We start from the raw sequence: 15,236 nt of genomic DNA, 5'->3' as shown, positions 1-15,236 counted from the left end.
CCGGTACGCTTAGGCCCTTCGCAATTCGTCCGATTCTGAACCTTCATGTCACTCGATTCAACCGCGCCGGCTCCGGGCGCGCCAGTTCACGAAGTGGCCGACGCCACGCTCACTCGCGCCGATGTCGAGCAACTGATCGCGGCAAGCGCCGTCGCGAACGGGCAGGCGAGCGGCACGCAGTTCGTCTTCAACGATTGCGATCTGGAAGGCGCCGATCTTTCGCGGCTCGACTTGCGCGGCGCGCAGTTCCACCGCTGCGCGCTTGCCGAAGCTTCGTTTTTCGGCGCAACGCTTGCGCAGACACGCTGGGTTCGTTGCCGGGCGCGCCAGGCCGATTTTGCATCGGCGGATCTCGTGGATGCGGCATTCCAGTCGAGTGATCTGAACAACACGAACTGGCGGCGCGCCAAGCTCGCGTCCGCGTCGTTTCGCGGCTGCAAGCTGACCGGCGCGAACTTCGAGGCGTGCACGGCGCTGGGCCTGAGCTTCGTCGAAACGCTGCTGGTCGGCGCGCATTTGCGCGGCCTGTCGTTCCGCAAGGCGACGCTGCATCAGCTCGATTTCTCCGACGCCGACCTCGCGGGCGTCGATTTCCGCGAGGCGATTTTCGATGGCGGCAGCCTCAAGGACGCACACTTGAAGGGCGCGCGGTTCGACGGGGCCGATCTGCGCGAGGCTGACTTGAGCGGCGTGCGGCTGGTGGACGCGGCCCTCTTCAAAGGCGCGACGATTTCGCATCTACAGGCTGCGGTGCTCATCACCGAGCTGGGATTGCGAGTCATGTAAAACCACCGCGCAACCCGGCCGGATTATGACTTTCGGCCGACTTGTGCGGAACCGCACGAATGACTAACATCTGATTTATTCAACGCCTGAAACCTGGGATTTTAAGCGGTTTATTTGTCAGTGGATTTGAGTCGAGTTTAGAGTTTTGCCATTCGCGGATTCTCATGAGGGGTATTGGACGTGAACAACGCGCGCTGATTCCGATTATTTAATTGAATTGGTGCGGTGGCGCACCTAGCGTTTTTAACACCAACGGTCCGCGAATAAGGCGAGGCGGCAGCGCTGGAAAGAGAAGCGCGTTATTCGTCAGCCTTGTCGCGGTGAAGTGATCCGGAGCCGTGCTGCGAAAGGGTTTGCGGGCGTATTAACATGTTTGAACCGCCGGGCTAATAACCTGCCGTCTGCCGGGCTGGCCTGATTTATCAGGCGGTTAATGCCTATGTTTTCGGTTCACGTAATGCGAAATCCGTGCGTCGCATCACATTGCTGTCGAAATTAAGATATTGCGCTTGTAAAACCGGGTTGTTAAATTTCGTTCTGGCGCATGGTGAACCGGTCCTTTGCCGATATGCGCCGAACCCCCGTTAGCCCGGCCTCGCGCCGGGCTTTTTTTTGGGCAGACCTTTAATTGCCGTCACTGCGATTACACACGCCGCGCGGATCATAAAAGCTTACCTTTTCTTTCCTCGGTTATGACCTGGGTAATCATATTCGTTGCCGCGTGGCCAATTGCATTCGGAGCGTTGCTGGCGTTCGCCGCACGCATCGAACCGCGGTCGGGGCGTTGGGTGCGCGGCCGGCTGCACTTCGTGCAACCCGGCAGCGTGGTACGCATGCTTTACTGCTTGCAGCGGATCACCATCGAGCGGTTTTTCACGTTCGCCCCAAAAATTCCGCCGACGGAGCCGCCCGAAGTCGCGCCGTTGTCGACATCTTTCGATACGACGTCGTAGCCATAATTGCCGCAGACTTCGCCCGCGCGCTTGTAGCATTCGGCCCAGCTCGTGCTGGCGTCGCTGCCGCTGCAGTTGATCGCAAAGCCGGTGTCGCCGCTTGGCAGATAAGTCATGTTGGTGGTGGTCGAGCAGCCGCTGAGGCCGCCCAATGTCAGCAGGCCCACGCTGATCGCTGCGGCCGTCGCCACGGACGCAAATGCGCTCTTCATTGCAGATTCCCTTACAGATGACATGAAAGACGTGGCGCGAAGCCACGCGTGTCGGATTGAGCGTTTATAGCACGCAGGGTTCCCCTGTCAGTCCGTGTAACGCGGTGCTCCGGATGCGCGGACTGTAGCGCCGCGAGCCAGGCGGCGCGCCAGCCGCAGGCTGTCGCCACGCCTAGGTCGCGTCTAATGCCACGTCTAACGTGCGGGCAGCGCCCGCGACGGGTCGATCGAGCGGCCCTGATAGCGCAGCTCGAAGTGCAGCATGACCCGATTGGTATCGGTGTCGCCTACCTCGGCGATTTTCTGGCCTTGCGCGACGGTTTCGCCTTCCTTCACGAACAGCACGCGATTGTGCGCGTAGGCGGTCAGATACTCCGCGTTGTGCTTGAGAATCAGCAGATTGCCGTAGCCGCGCAGCCCGTTGCCCGCGTAGACGACTGTGCCGGCCGCGGCCGCGACCACAGGCGTGCCCGCTGGAGCGGAAATGTCGATGCCCTTTGAGTTTCCGCCGTCAAAGCCGCGAATGACATTGCCGTTCGTCGGCCACACGAGCGAGATCGATGACGCGGGCGGGGAAGAGGGCGCGCTCTCGACCGGCGCGGAACGCGGCGCGGCCGAAGCACTCGCGCTCCCGTTGCCGCTGCTGCGCACGGCGCCGTTCGTCGAAGCCGCGCCGTTGGGCGGATCGACACGCAGTACTTGCCCGACCTCGATGCTGTCGGGGTTCGTCAGGTTGTTCCAGCGCACGATGCTTTGCACCGACTGGTGATGACTACGCGCGATCTTCGACAGTGTGTCGCCCCGTTCGACGCGATAAAAGCCCGGCCCCACCGGCGCCGACCCGCACGCGGCGATGAGCGCCACTAACGACACGCACGCGAGTCGTTTGATAATTCTTGTTGTTTCAGACATTGGACCTCGCAAAGCGCTGCCGCGCGCCGATCCCGATCACGCGGCAGGTAGATACAAAGCGTCTGATTCTAACGGTTTTGCGTTGCAGCATCGGAAAAACGGGCATTGGGCGCGCTCGGCATCTCGCGCAATCGAGCCGCGCGCACGTCACCGCTGCGCCCGTGTGACCCGAAATTAGTCGAGTTTTCCGACGCTGATGCGCAGCGCGGCAACCTCGGTCTTGCCCGAATCGAGCCAGCGCAGGCCCATGCCGTTATGAATCGCGTCGGGTAGCCCGAGCCACGGTTCGACGCAGTAGAAGTCGGACTCGGCCGCTTCCGTCCATGTCGTCACCGCGTACCAGGGCACGGAGTTCGGCCGCTGCAGATCAATGGTGATCACCCGACCGAGGCCCGGCGCGATCAACCGTACTGGTCGTTCCGGTGCGCCCGTGAGGCAATGGAAGCGGTCGTGAATGCGTGCTTCGTCGAGTGTGTAACGCGCTTCGCCCGGCTCGGCCGCGCTGATCGAGCCGTCTGCCTGCTGGAAGCGCCTTTCAGTGCGCGGCAATTCGAGCGACGTCTCGGCACGTTGCCGGTGCGGCAGCGTGAAGTAGAAGTGATGGCCGGCGTAATAGGGCAGCGGTGCGTCGCCGGTGTTGGTGGTCGTCAGCGTGACTTCGAGCGTGTGCGCGTCGATCAGCGTGTAGGCCGCCTCGAAGCGGAAGCCGAACGGATAACCGCCGCGCGTTGCGTCGCTATCGGTGAGCACGAGGCGCAGGCCCGCGCCGTGCACGTCGGCGTGAGCGTCGAACGGAAGGTCGCGTGCAAAGCCGTGCATGGGCAACTCGCGGACCGTGCCCTGCGCGTCCCGCCAGTAGCCGATCTTGCCGTCCACGCGATGACGTCCGAGAAACGGAAACAGCAGCGGATTGCCGCCGCGGATGCGCGCGGGCTGACTCCAGTCGGCGTGCTCTGGCCAATGGATCACCTCTTCGCCGTCGATGATCCACGAAAGCAGACGGCCGCCGGCTTGCGGCGCGAAGCGGAGCACGGAGGCGTCCTGAGCGATCTCGAGAATGTCCTGCTGCGGTGAAAGAGGCATGGTCGATGGTGTGATGGAGTAAGTGGTAGACGCGCCGGACGCGGCAGCCGCAGCAGCCGCGACTTCCGGTACCGGCGGAAACGACGATTTTGCTCTGCTTTACGCTACGGGGAAACCCTTCTGGGGAAATTGCGGGTGTCGCAAGCGGCCGATCGTTGCCGATAATCCGTCTCACTGCCCGGTGATATCTACCGCCGGGCGAGATCGCTCAGGAGGGGTTATGGATCTCGCAATGGCAATGGGTGTCGCTCTCTTCGGCATGTTCACTGCAAGCACGGTCTACTTCTTTTACAAGCTCGAGCGCTGATCTGCGCGCTCGCCCGCTGTTTGCTCGCTAGCTTCAAACGATGCGTCGCGTTGCCTATGCGAGGGGCTTGCATTTCGTAAGCTTGACGACTTCTCGAACGCGCTAATCCCGCGTTCGCCGTTAGGCGATTGAAAGGGCTGCGGTCTCTCTGCGGCCCTTTTCGTTTGCGTTTCGCGTAGCGACAGTCTTATGTCGTGACGCAGCGCGTCAATATCTCCCCGAATGTGGCCCAAACGCTTGGCGCTGACTTGCCAGCCAGGCATAATCGGTGCGCTTTTTAACGCGCCGGGTAATTCGTTGTGCGGCGCGCTGTCCCCGACATCTTCCTTACAAGGACTGCCGCGTGAATCTGTCGTTTCTTATCTTCCTGAGCGTGCTGCAAGGCGTGACCGAACTTTTCCCGGTGAGCAGCCTCGGTCATACGCTGCTCGTGCCAGCATTGTTCGGCATGCATATCGATAAACACGCGCCGCAGTTGCTGCCGTTTCTCGTCGCCTTGCACCTCGGTACGGCCTTCGCGCTGCTGTGGTATTTCCGCGAACGTTGGTGCGCACTCGTGCGCGGCTTCTTCGCGTCGTTTGGCGGCCGCCGTAACGACGATGCTCACATGATGTGGGCGCTCATCATCGGCACGATTCCGGCTGGGCTCGTCGGCCTGCTGCTCGAGAAGCGGCTAGAACGGATCTTCCACGACCTGCGCATCGTGGCAATCGCGCTGATCGTCAACGGCGTGCTGTTGTGGCTGGGCGATCGCCTACAGCGTTCGCGCGCGCATCAGGCGCCGGAGAAAATGGGTTTTGGCCAGGCGTTCCTCGTCGGCCTCGCCCAAGTCGGCGCGCTGATTCCCGGATTTTCCCGCAGCGGCCTCACGATGATCGCCGGCAATGCTGCTGGCCTCACGGCGGAGAAAGCCGCGGAGTTCTCGTTCCTGCTCGGTACGCCGATCATTTTCGCAGCCGGTTTGCTCGAGGTACCGAAGCTTTTCCATGCACCGGGCCAACTCGCGGACGCACTGCTCGGCGGCGTGCTGACCGCCATCGCCGCGTATCTGAGCGTGCGTTTTCTGATGCGCTATTTCGAAGGCCGCGGACGTCTTGCTTCGTTCGGTGTGTACTGCGTGATCGCGGGCATCGTGTTCCTCGGCTGGTTTGCGCTGCATCCGCAGCCGGTCTGATAATGTGCGATGTGCCCGCCGCGTTCTGGCGGGCATGAGGCGATCGGTTATAATCCGGGCCGACCTTTGCGGCGGTAGCTCAATTGGATAGAGCACAGGTCTTCTAAACCTGAGGTTGTGAGTTCGATCCTCGCCCGCCGCGCCATTGCCCGCATGTCAAGAATCCCATCTACCGAATCCGGTGATGGGATTTTTTTATTGCCTCGCGTTTTCCCGCGTTACGACAGCGCTTGCACGTCGATCGAATCGACGCGGTCGGGATAGAACGCGAGATGCTGGGCTATCTCTTTCACGGCCGCGTACGGCGACTCGTAGGTCCACACTGCATTGACCGCGCGCTCCCCGCCCGGCGTGATGCTGTAGTACGCACACTCGCCTTTGTACGGGCAGTAGGTCGTGTGGTCGGTACGCGCGAGCAGGTTCATGTCGGCGTCGTTGCGCGGAATGTAATACACCGCCGGATAAGACGCTTCGCGCAGCACGAGCGCCTTTTCCGTGTCGGCGATCACGCGGCCCGCCACCGTCACGACAACGCGAGCCCGCGCGGGCTCGACGCTAATCGGATGATCGGCGCCGGGGACCTTGATGGTTCTTTCAGTCATGCTGTCGAACTCCTGATGATCGGGCGAAATGACGTCGACGCAAACCGTCGAGCCTGTAGCGCAGCATACGCTCGTCGAGTCCGATGCGCCGCGCCGAAGGTCACCGGTCATCACGCCCATATCACGGCTGCGGGTCTATGCGTCGCGCCGATAAATCGCGCCAATAAAAATGGGCAGCCGAAGCTGCCCGTCGAAAGCCGCGCCGCAAGGCCGGCTGTTGCTTACCAGTGCCGCTGCGCTGTCGCGCTTACTGCCTGACGTTCAGTGCGGCGGTCAGATCGCCCATCGGCTTGCCGCCGTTGGCGACGAGCGCCGAGTCGCGCGCCGCGATGCCCGGGAGCGTCGGCAGCGAGAAACGGTGCGTGATGAAGCGCAGGATCGAAGTCGTGTCGTATTGCGTGTGATCGACGAAACCCTTCTTCGCGAACGGCGAGATGATGAGGGCCGGAATACGCGTGCCCGGACCCCAGCGATCCGCCTTGGGCGGCGCGACGTGATCCCAGAAGCCGCCGTTTTCGTCGTAAGTGACGACCACCAGCATGTTGTTCCACTGCGGGCTCTTCTGCAGATGCGAAATCACGTCCGCGATATGCTGGTCGCCCGACGCGACGTCGGTATAGCCCGGGTGCTCGTTCAGGTTGCCTTGCGGCTTGTAGAACGTCACTTGCGGCAGCGTGCCGCTGTCGATCGCCTTGATGAACTCCGAGCCGCCGAGGCCGCCGTCCAGCAGATGCTGCGAGCGGTTTGCCGTGCCCGGTGCGAGATCCGCGAAGTAGTTGAACGGCTGATGATGCGGCTGGAAATTAGGCGCCGTCAGATTCGCGCCGTAAATCACGTTCGACGTGCCGTTCTGTGCCGCGCTCAATGCCGCGCCCCACGCGCCGCCGTACCATGCCCACGACACCTTCGCATTGTTCAGCAGGTCGCCGATGTGTTGCTGCGTCTGCGCGGGCAACGTGGTGGCCGCGCCCGGATCGGCGAGATTCGCGTCGCCGCCCGAGGCCGCCTTGTTGCCGCTCGGCTGATACGGCGGCTGCATCGTGTTGATCGCGTAGAAGTCAGGCGTGAGGTTGCCGGACAGCACGAACTTCGGCGGCCCATTGAGCGACGAAGCCGGCGAATTGGACGCAACCTTGAGCGTCACGCCGTCGCTTTCGACGGCCGAAATCGAACCGGCCGCCGGGCTCTTGTCCGCGTTCGGATAGGTCGGCGTGCACGCGCACACGAGCCACTGGTGATTCAGAAACGAGCCGCCGAATGCCCCCATGAAGAAGTTGTCGGCAAGCGTGTACTGCTGCGCGATCTTCCACAGCGGCAGCTTGTCCGCATTGAGCGTGTAATGGCCCATGACGAGGCCGCCCGAATCGGCCCATGCGGCGAACTTGTCGTTCTTGCCGCCGTCGATCTGCATCTGGTTCTCATAGAAGCGGTGATACAGATCGCGCGTCGTCGCGGTGATCGGCGTGTTGAAACCGTTGGGGTCGTCGATCGCGAACGGGCTGTTCGGCAAGTTGGCCGTCATGGCCTGCGTGACGACCGGCGTCACGCCGGTTTGCGTGAGGCCGTTCCAGACCTGCGGGAGCGTCGCGAGCGTGGAGCCGTCGCGATCCAACTGCTTCGCGCTCGCCGCGCTCACGTTCTGCAAACCGTTGGCACCAGGGAAGTTGCCGTACAGGTTGTCGAAGCTGCGGTTTTCCGCGTAGATCACCACAACGTTCTTGATCGACGTGATGTCCGGTTGCGTAACCTCGTTGCCGCCGCATGCATAAAGGCTTAACGCTGCAGCGATCGCCAACGGCGCCGCGCAGATCAGTTTCTTGTTCATCTTTGTAAGTTCTCTCTCTCGCGTTGGGGACGGGCCGGGTGCGTTTGATAGCTCGATGACCGCCCGCGAAAGTGTGGCGATGCAATTTGACAGAAAGATGTATTCATTACGAATTGCTTCGGCGCGGCGATTCGCTGTGGGGCGAATGTCATTTGAACGTCATATCCATGAAATACGCTCGCGGACTTCATATCGCACATTCACATCATTCACATGCGACTCGGTCTGACGGGGATCCGGAAAACAGTAGCGCCTGACGTGGCGCTGTCGCGCGCGAGGCCGGCGGTCAACCGCGGATGTCGCGCGATAGCGCTTTCGTTCGTGGTTGCGGGAATGGCGGTGAGCATGAGTCTCGCCGGCTGCGATGCCGGCACGCCGGCCGCTGCCGCGGATGCGGATGCGGATGCGGGTGCGAGTGCGGCGCGTGCTTCGGTGGGTTCCGGTGCGGCCGTCGTGCGGGTCGCGGCGCGTGAGGTGGCACATGAGGTGACGCAACCAACGCCGGCCGGTGGTCAATCGCGCGCACAAGTCTACGAATCCGTGCGGCAGATGACCGCGGTCGGCAAGCAGCTGTTCTTCGATCCGTCGCTATCCGGCTCGGGCAAGCTGGCGTGCGCGTCGTGCCACAGTCCGGATCACGCGTTCTCGCCGGCCAACTCGCTGTCCGTGCAATTGGGCGGCGGCGACATGCACCGCACCGGCATGCGCGCGGCGCCGACGCTCAAATATCTGCAATCGGTGCCGGCGTTCGCCGAGCACTATCACGAGTCCGACGACGAAGGCGACGAAAGCGTCGATGCCGGTCCAACCGGCGGCCTCACGTGGGACGGCCGCGTGGATCGCGGCAGCGACCAGGCGCGCATTCCGTTGTTGTCGTCGTTCGAAATGGGCAGCTCGCCGGCCAAGGTCACCGCCGCGATCAAGGCCGCGCCGTATGCGGGCGCCTTCCGCGCCGCGTTCGGCGAACATATTTTCGATAGCGACGACGCGACCTTCAAAGCCGTGCTGCAGGCGCTCGAAACCTTCGAGCAAACGCCCGAAGTGTTCTACCCGTACACCAGCAAATACGACGCTTATCTGGCGGGAAAAACGCAGCTCACAAAAGCCGAGCTGCACGGTTTGCAACTTTTCAACGACGAAAAGAAGGGCAACTGCGCGAGCTGTCACATTAGTCAACGGACGCTGGACGGGGCGCCGCCGCAGTTCAGCGACTTCGGGCTGATTGCGATCGGTGTGCCGCGCAATCGCGCGCTGCCCGTGAACCGCGATCCGCGCTTCTACGATCTTGGCGCATGCGGCCCGGAGCGCACCGACCTGCAGGGACGCGCGGAGTTCTGCGGCATCTTTCGCACGCCGACGCTGCGCAACGTCGCGTTGAAGAAGAGTTTCTTCCACAACGGTATCTATCATTCGCTCGAACAGGTTTTGCACTTTTATGCCGAACGCGACACGAACCCGGAGAAGTTCTATCCGGTGTCGAAGGGGAAGGTCCAGAAGTTCGACGATCTGCCGCAGCGCTACTGGGCGAATCTGAATACGGAGCCGCCGTTCGACCGCAAGCCGGGCGACAGACCTGCGCTGAACGATGCGGAGATCAAGGACATGGTGGCGTTTCTGAACACGCTCACCGATGGCTACAAGGTGGGGAACTGACGAACAAGCATCGGGAGCAGCGCGCCGTCGGCCCGATGTGACTTCGCGGTCCCTGGCGCTTCAGACAGACGCGCCGGCGACGATGCAGAAACAGGCGGCGAGCAGCAGCGCAAAAGAGACGAGCATGCATGCGATGCCGGCGCGCGTTACGAGGTTCGGCCAGCGGGGACGGCGCAGTCCGTCGATCCGGACGATAGGCCGCGCGAGACCGGGATCGCCTCGGATAGCGACCGGCACGAGCGCCACGCAAAGCAGCGCCAGTGCGACGGCAAAGGTTTCCAGTGCAACGGTGAATTCCATGATTGGGCGTTTGAAGGGAGCAGCGCGAAAGCGCAATACGGCCAATCTTAGGAAAGCGTGACGCACGGTGATATGGGAGCCATCCTAAAAATGAGAGCGCCTAAATCAGAGTGATTAGGTAAGAGCGGCTAATAGAGCGACAACCGGTCGCGAGCTGCAGGCGCACATCGCGCATTGTTTCGGCGGGCGATCGTTGCGTGGAAGGGGAACGGGTCGCCTCGGTGCAGCGCGCCCAAGCTGTCACGACGGACATGCTATGCTTTTGGGGTCCAGATCAAGCGCGGCCATCAGTGCGCTCGAGACCGCCCAAAAACGCAGTAAAACGTTTCCGAGGAGCCCCTTCATGTCGATGCGAACTCGTGCACTCCGTCAACTGACCGCCGCCGGTCTCCTGCTTGGAGCGGCCATCGGCGCGCAAGCGGCGAATCTCGGTTTCCTCAACGACACGCCGATCAGCTACATGAAAGAACGCGACGTCGAGTCGATCAAGCAGGCGGTCTTCGCCGCACTCGACCAGAAGCACGACGGCGAAAGCATCACTTGGGTCAATGAAGGCACGCGCAACAGCGTGAAGATCGACGCGACCATTACGATCGCGAGCACGTCGAAGGAAGGTGAGCGCACGTGTCGCGACCTCGGTGTCGTGCTCAATGCAAAAGGGCAGTCCATGAACCTGCGCCCGCAGTTCTGCAAGCAGGGCGGCGGCAAGTGGCAGTTGCAGAAGAAGAATTAGGCATGCATCCAGTCGTTGGAATGCCGGCGGGTCGTTCGCGAGCCCGCACGGATGCCGTGAGTCGGACTGGGTCGGGGCGGCGATGAGCCCGCGGATCGTCTCGTGCGGAATCGTGCTACTCGATCCTGAAGGCCGCGTGCTGCTCGCGCATGCCACCGAGACATCGCACTGGGACATTCCGAAAGGTCATGGCGAGGAAGGCGAGGCGCCGCACGTCACCGCGCTGCGCGAGATGATCGAAGAGACCGGAGTCGCAATCGAGCCGGAGCGTCTGAAGGATTTGGGCCTCTTTGTCTACCGGCGCGACAAGGATCTGCATCTGTTCGCAGCGCGCGCCACCGTCGATGAACTCGACCTGAGTTCCTACACATGCACGTCGCTGTTTCCGCGCCGCTCGGACGGTAAGCTGATTCCCGAGATGGATGCCTATCGCTGGACCGCGCCCGACGAAGTGGAAAAGTACGCGAGCCGCAGCCTCGCGCGGCTCTTTCAAACCACGCTTTCACTGACGGAATTGCATCGGTCGTTATAGCGGCGCGGCAGCGCTTCTGTCGGCATTGCTATCAACGATTCCCGACGCGAGAAGGCACGCACAAAGAAAAGGCGTGCATCCGATGAAACAGATGCACGCCCTGGTCGATTATTGGTGCGCGGCTAACGCCCTCTGAAGCGGCGACGCTTGCCATTAGCCGTTGGCTTCGCCGCTTACGCCGGCTTGCCCCAACTGTCGCGCAAACTCACGATCCGGTTGAACACGGGCTTGCCCGGCTGCGAGTCCACGCGGTCCGCGACGAAGTAACCGTGCCGCTCGAACTGATAGCGCTGTTCAGGCAACGTGCCGTGCGCGCCAGGTTCGAGGTAGGCGTTGACCACGCGCTTCGAGTCGGGATTCAGCGCTTCGAGGAAATCGCGGCCGCCTGCGTCCGGTTGCGGTTCCTTGAAGAGGCGGTCGTAAATTCGCACTTCGGCCGGGCACGCGGCTGCCGCGCTGACCCAGTGAATGTTGCCTTTGACCTTGTAGTTGTTCGCGCCTTCGGTGCCCGACCGGCTGTCCGGGAAGTAGCTGCAATGCACCGCGACGATGTTGCCGTTCTCGTCCTTCTCGGCACCCGTGCATTCGATCACGTAGCCGTAGCGCAGACGCACCTTGTTGCCCGGGAAGAGGCGGAAATAGCCCTTCGGCGGCGTTTCGGTGAAGTCGTCGCGCTCGATCCACAGCTCGCGCGAAATCGGAAACTCGCGCATGCCCTGTTCCGGATGATGCGGATGCACCGGCGCGCTGCACGGCTCGGTGAGTCCCTCAGGGAAGTTGTCGATGATCAGTTTCAGCGGGTCGAGCACGGCGGCGATGCGCGGCGCCTTTTCGTCGAGATCGTCGCGCAGCGCGCCTTCGAACACGCTCATGTCGATCCAGGAATCGACCTTCGTTACGCCGATACGCTCGCAGAACAACTGGATCGACTCAGGCGTGAACCCGCGACGGCGCACGCCGACGATGGTCGGCATGCGCGGATCGTCCCAGCCATCCACATGGCCTTCGTTCACGAGTTGCAGCAGCTTGCGCTTGCTGGTGATCGCGTACGTCAGATTCAGACGCGAGAATTCGATTTGCTGAGGCAGCGGGCGCGTGAAGATACCCGCTTCGGCCAGCTCGTTCAGAATCCAGTCGTACAGCGGACGGTGGTCTTCGAATTCGAGCGTGCACAGCGAATGCGTGATGTTTTCCAGTGCGTCCGAAATGCAATGCGTGTAGTCGTACATCGGATACACGCACCACTTGTCGCCCGTGCGGTAGTGATGCGCGAAGCGGATCCGGTAAAGCACCGGATCGCGCATGTTGAAGTTCGGCGACGACATGTCGATCTTCGCGCGCAGCACGTGCTCGCCTTCCTTGAACTCGCCCGCCTTCATGCGGCGGAACAGGTCCAGGTTTTCCTCCACCGAACGCTCGCGGAAGGGCGACGGCGTGCCGACCTCGGTAGCCGAGCCGCGGTTCGCGCGCATTTCCTCGGCGGACTGGCTGTCGACATACGCCTTGCCGCGCTGAATGAGCAACTCGGCGAATTCGTACAGCTTGTCGTAGTAGTCACTCGCGTAGTAGAGGTGTTCCTTGCCGTCTTTCTGCCACTCGAAGCCGAGCCAGCGCACGGCGTCGATGATCGAATCGACGTATTCGACGCTTTCCTTTTCCGGATTGGTGTCGTCAAAGCGCAGATGGCATACGCCGCCATAGCTGCGCGCCACGCCGAAGTTCAGGCAGATACTCTTGGCGTGACCGATGTGCAGATAGCCGTTCGGCTCGGGCGGAAAGCGCGTTTCGACGCGCTGGCCCCACTTGCCGGTACGGTTGTCGTCGTCAATGATGTTGCGGATGAAATTGGATGCCGCTGGCGCGTCGTTGCGTTCGGTATTCATGCGAGATGGTGAAAGTCTGTCGGGGGCGCGCAATACGCCCACTTATCCGACAATTCTACCTGACGAGGCACGATGCGGCAGGCGAGTGCGGCGCGCAGCCGACGTTCGAGCGGCTTTCATGGCGCGCCGCGCCGCGAGTTATGCGAGGACTTGCGCGGCAGTTCGGGCGCAGTTCGATGCGCAGACCGGCTGTAACAGGAGGTAAATCGTTTTGTTCAGCGCCTGACAGCGACTTAGCATGCCGGTCGGCGCGGGTCTGCGCGGGCGCAGGAAACGCGCGTTGCCGGTCAGGCCGCCGCGCGCCGCCCCGGGCGGCCACGTCGGCGCCCGCCGATCATTTAAGAACGGTGCAGGATGCGCCGTGGCGGCGCATCCGCCTCGCGCTGCGCTCACGCAAGCCGCACGTTCCGTCTCGCCTTGCTCGGACTTTTTCTGTTCGTGCAACATGGCGCCCTTAGTTGCCGGAGTTCCTCGGATGCCAATCTTGACGCACGACGCGCCTCGCGCGCCCTTTGCCTTTACTTCGTTCGCGCGACTGATCGCGGCCGCCACGTTATCGGCCACGTTCGCTGCGTGCATCGTCGCGCCTGCCGCGGTGTTCGCCAAAACGCCGCAGCCTAAAGCCGTGTTCGATGCATCCGCGGTGGCCGCGCCGGATCGCTACAGCGCCGACGCCGCGCAGCAAATCTTCGCCGCAGGCGGCAACGCGGTGGACGCCGCCGTGGCCATCGCGTTCACGCTGGCCGTCACGCGGCCGGATGCGGGGAACCTCGGCGGCGGTGGGTTCATGACGCTGTTCGTCGACGGCAAGCCGTATTTTCTCGACTACCGCGAGCGCGCGCCGCAACAGGCGACGCGCGACATGTATCTCGACGACAAAGGCAACGTCGTGCCGGGCATGAGCTCCATCGGCCATCGCGCGGTGGCTGTGCCGGGCAGCGTCGACGGTATGTGGCAGGCTCAGCAGCGTTTTGGAAAGCTGAAGTGGAAGCAGGTACTCGCGCCCGCCATCCGCTACGCCACTGAAGGCTTTCAGGTCGATCCCCGGCTCCAGCAGCAGCGTGACGCGGCGGCGAAGAATTTCGCCGGAAGGACGAACTTCGACGCCTATTTCTCGGGCATGAAAGCCGGCGCCACTTATCGGCAGCCGGAACTGGCGCAAACGCTCACACGGATTGCGAGCGACGGCGGCCGTGAGTTCTACGAAGGGCGCACCGCCGATCTGCTCGCGCAGCAGATGTACGGGCATGGTTTCGTCACGAAGGGTGACCTGTTGCAATACAAGGCCGTGTGGCGTCAGCCGCTCACTGCAGACTGGAACGGCTATCAGGTGCTGACAGCGCCGCCGCCGAGTTCGGGCGGCGTGGGGCTGATCCAGATGCTGAAAATGAAGGCCGATCTGAAGCCGGCTTTCGACGGGCTCGAAGTGAACTCCGCGCCGTATATCCATCTGGTCGCGCAGATCGAAGACCGCGTGTTCGCCGATCGCCAGCAGTACCTGGGCGACCCGGATTCGTACAAGCTGCCGGTCGATAAACTGCTCGACGACGCCTACCTTAGCCAGCGCGCCTCCGAAGTCAGTGCGGACGAAGCGCCAGGCGCGACGCCGGTCAAACCCGGCCTGGGCGACGCGGTACCCGAAAAAGCGCAGACCACGCATTTCTCTGTCGTGGACAAGTGGGGCAACGCGGTGTCGAACACCACGACGCTCGACGGCGAATTCGGCTCGGGCGTGGTGGTCGACGGCGCGGGTTTCCTGCTCAATGACGCGATGGACGACTTCGTAACGAAGGCCGGCGCCGCGGGCCAGTCTGGCTCGACCAGTGCGACGGCTGCGACCGGTGCCACGCCTGCCGCGGGTGCGGAACTCAACACGGTGCTGGCGGGCCGCCGCCCGCTCTCGTCGATGACGCCGACCATCCTGCTAAAGGACAACAAGGTGTCGCTCGTGATCGGGACGCCCGGAGGATCGCGCATTCTCACGTCGATCTTCCAGGTCATGACCGATCTCTACGACTTCAATATGCCGCCCGGCGACGCACTCGCCGCGATGCGCTTTCATCATCAGTTACTGCCGCCCAAGACGATTTACTTCGAGCCGTACCATCCCATTACGGGCGAACTCGCCACCGCGCTGCAGGACCTGGGCTACGCGCTGGAAGGGCAGTCGTTCAACGGCGACGTGCAGATGATCCGCATCGACGGCACGACGCCCGAGCCGGCCGCCGATCCACGTGGCATGGGAACAGGACGTGTGATACGTTGAGCGCTCGACGGGTTG

The 15,236-nt window shown here is 62.5% G+C and carries 13 protein-coding genes and 1 tRNA gene; 7 read left to right on the top strand and 7 right to left on the bottom strand.

Going from position 1 to position 15,236, the window contains the following annotated elements:
* The first annotated feature begins 45 nt into the window (after window positions 1–45).
* Window positions 46–786: a pentapeptide repeat-containing protein gene (locus SB753_RS12475; protein ID WP_408420458.1), complete on the top strand. Its 741-nt coding sequence runs from the start codon at window positions 46–48 to the stop codon at window positions 784–786.
* An 838-nt stretch (window positions 787–1,624) separates the two neighbouring features.
* Here SB753_RS12475 and SB753_RS12470 read toward each other — a convergent pair.
* The 3 genes from SB753_RS12470 to SB753_RS12460 form a co-directional block, all read right to left on the bottom strand.
* Window positions 1,625–1,951, bottom strand: coding sequence for a hypothetical protein (locus SB753_RS12470; protein ID WP_087754218.1), 327 nt, complete (start codon window positions 1,949–1,951; stop codon window positions 1,625–1,627).
* Window positions 1,952–2,146: 195 nt separating this feature from the next.
* The gene (locus SB753_RS12465) at window positions 2,147–2,863 is read right to left on the bottom strand and encodes a peptidoglycan DD-metalloendopeptidase family protein (RefSeq protein ID WP_020069453.1); all 717 of its coding nucleotides are present in this window, start codon (window positions 2,861–2,863) and stop codon (window positions 2,147–2,149) included.
* A 174-nt stretch (window positions 2,864–3,037) separates the two neighbouring features.
* Window positions 3,038–3,946 carry an aldose epimerase gene (locus tag SB753_RS12460; RefSeq protein ID WP_410800339.1) on the bottom strand — a complete coding sequence of 303 codons (909 nt, stop codon included), beginning with the start codon at window positions 3,944–3,946 and terminating at the stop codon, window positions 3,038–3,040.
* A gap of 650 nt (window positions 3,947–4,596) precedes the next feature.
* Here SB753_RS12460 and SB753_RS12455 point away from each other — a divergent pair.
* Both SB753_RS12455 and SB753_RS12450 read left to right on the top strand, forming a co-directional pair.
* Window positions 4,597–5,427 (top strand): undecaprenyl-diphosphate phosphatase, encoded by an 831-nt coding sequence (locus SB753_RS12455; protein WP_020069457.1) that lies wholly within the window; start codon window positions 4,597–4,599, stop codon window positions 5,425–5,427.
* Between the two features lie 68 nt (window positions 5,428–5,495).
* Window positions 5,496–5,572, top strand: a tRNA-Arg gene (locus SB753_RS12450).
* Window positions 5,573–5,645: 73 nt separating this feature from the next.
* Here the strand turns inward: SB753_RS12450 and SB753_RS12445 are convergent.
* Together SB753_RS12445 and SB753_RS12440 are read right to left on the bottom strand one after the other, a co-directional pair.
* Window positions 5,646–6,029, bottom strand: coding sequence for a DUF427 domain-containing protein (locus tag SB753_RS12445; RefSeq protein WP_027804864.1), 384 nt, complete (start codon window positions 6,027–6,029; stop codon window positions 5,646–5,648).
* A gap of 247 nt (window positions 6,030–6,276) precedes the next feature.
* Window positions 6,277–7,854 carry an acid phosphatase gene (locus tag SB753_RS12440; RefSeq protein WP_088173521.1) on the bottom strand — a complete coding sequence of 526 codons (1,578 nt, stop codon included), beginning with the start codon at window positions 7,852–7,854 and terminating at the stop codon, window positions 6,277–6,279.
* A gap of 333 nt (window positions 7,855–8,187) precedes the next feature.
* On the opposite strand from SB753_RS12440, the gene SB753_RS12435 reads away from it, so the two are divergent.
* Window positions 8,188–9,507 (top strand): cytochrome-c peroxidase, encoded by a 1,320-nt coding sequence (locus SB753_RS12435; RefSeq protein WP_410800519.1) that lies wholly within the window; start codon window positions 8,188–8,190, stop codon window positions 9,505–9,507.
* Window positions 9,508–9,567: 60 nt separating this feature from the next.
* Here the strand turns inward: SB753_RS12435 and SB753_RS12430 are convergent, their stop codons facing one another.
* Window positions 9,568–9,807 carry a hypothetical protein gene (locus SB753_RS12430; RefSeq protein WP_410800338.1) on the bottom strand — a complete coding sequence of 80 codons (240 nt, stop codon included), beginning with the start codon at window positions 9,805–9,807 and terminating at the stop codon, window positions 9,568–9,570.
* 343 nt (window positions 9,808–10,150) lie between these two features.
* Here SB753_RS12430 and SB753_RS12425 point away from each other — a divergent pair, with 343 nt between their 5' ends.
* Both SB753_RS12425 and SB753_RS12420 read left to right on the top strand, forming a co-directional pair.
* Window positions 10,151–10,540 (top strand): RT0821/Lpp0805 family surface protein, encoded by a 390-nt coding sequence (locus SB753_RS12425; protein ID WP_087754213.1) that lies wholly within the window; start codon window positions 10,151–10,153, stop codon window positions 10,538–10,540.
* A gap of 82 nt (window positions 10,541–10,622) precedes the next feature.
* Entirely contained in the window at window positions 10,623–11,072 is a 450-nt protein-coding gene (locus SB753_RS12420; protein WP_410800337.1) for an NUDIX domain-containing protein, read from the top strand.
* Between the two features lie 173 nt (window positions 11,073–11,245).
* Here SB753_RS12420 and SB753_RS12415 read toward each other — a convergent pair whose 3' ends face one another.
* On the bottom strand, window positions 11,246–12,955 hold the full coding sequence (locus tag SB753_RS12415) for a glutamine--tRNA ligase/YqeY domain fusion protein (protein WP_408192298.1): 1,710 nt from the start codon (window positions 12,953–12,955) through the stop codon (window positions 11,246–11,248).
* A 475-nt stretch (window positions 12,956–13,430) separates the two neighbouring features.
* Between SB753_RS12415 and ggt the strand changes: the two genes are divergently transcribed.
* The gene (gene ggt, locus SB753_RS12410) at window positions 13,431–15,221 is read left to right on the top strand and encodes a gamma-glutamyltransferase (RefSeq protein WP_410800336.1); all 1,791 of its coding nucleotides are present in this window, start codon (window positions 13,431–13,433) and stop codon (window positions 15,219–15,221) included.
* Window positions 15,222–15,236 lie beyond the last annotated feature (15 nt).

It is taken from the genome of Paraburkholderia sp. SIMBA_053, assembly GCF_046534895.1.
In the GTDB taxonomy this organism is placed as follows: Bacteria; Pseudomonadota; Gammaproteobacteria; order Burkholderiales; family Burkholderiaceae; genus Paraburkholderia; species Paraburkholderia caledonica.
This window is presented reverse-complemented; position numbering and strand designations above follow the sequence as displayed.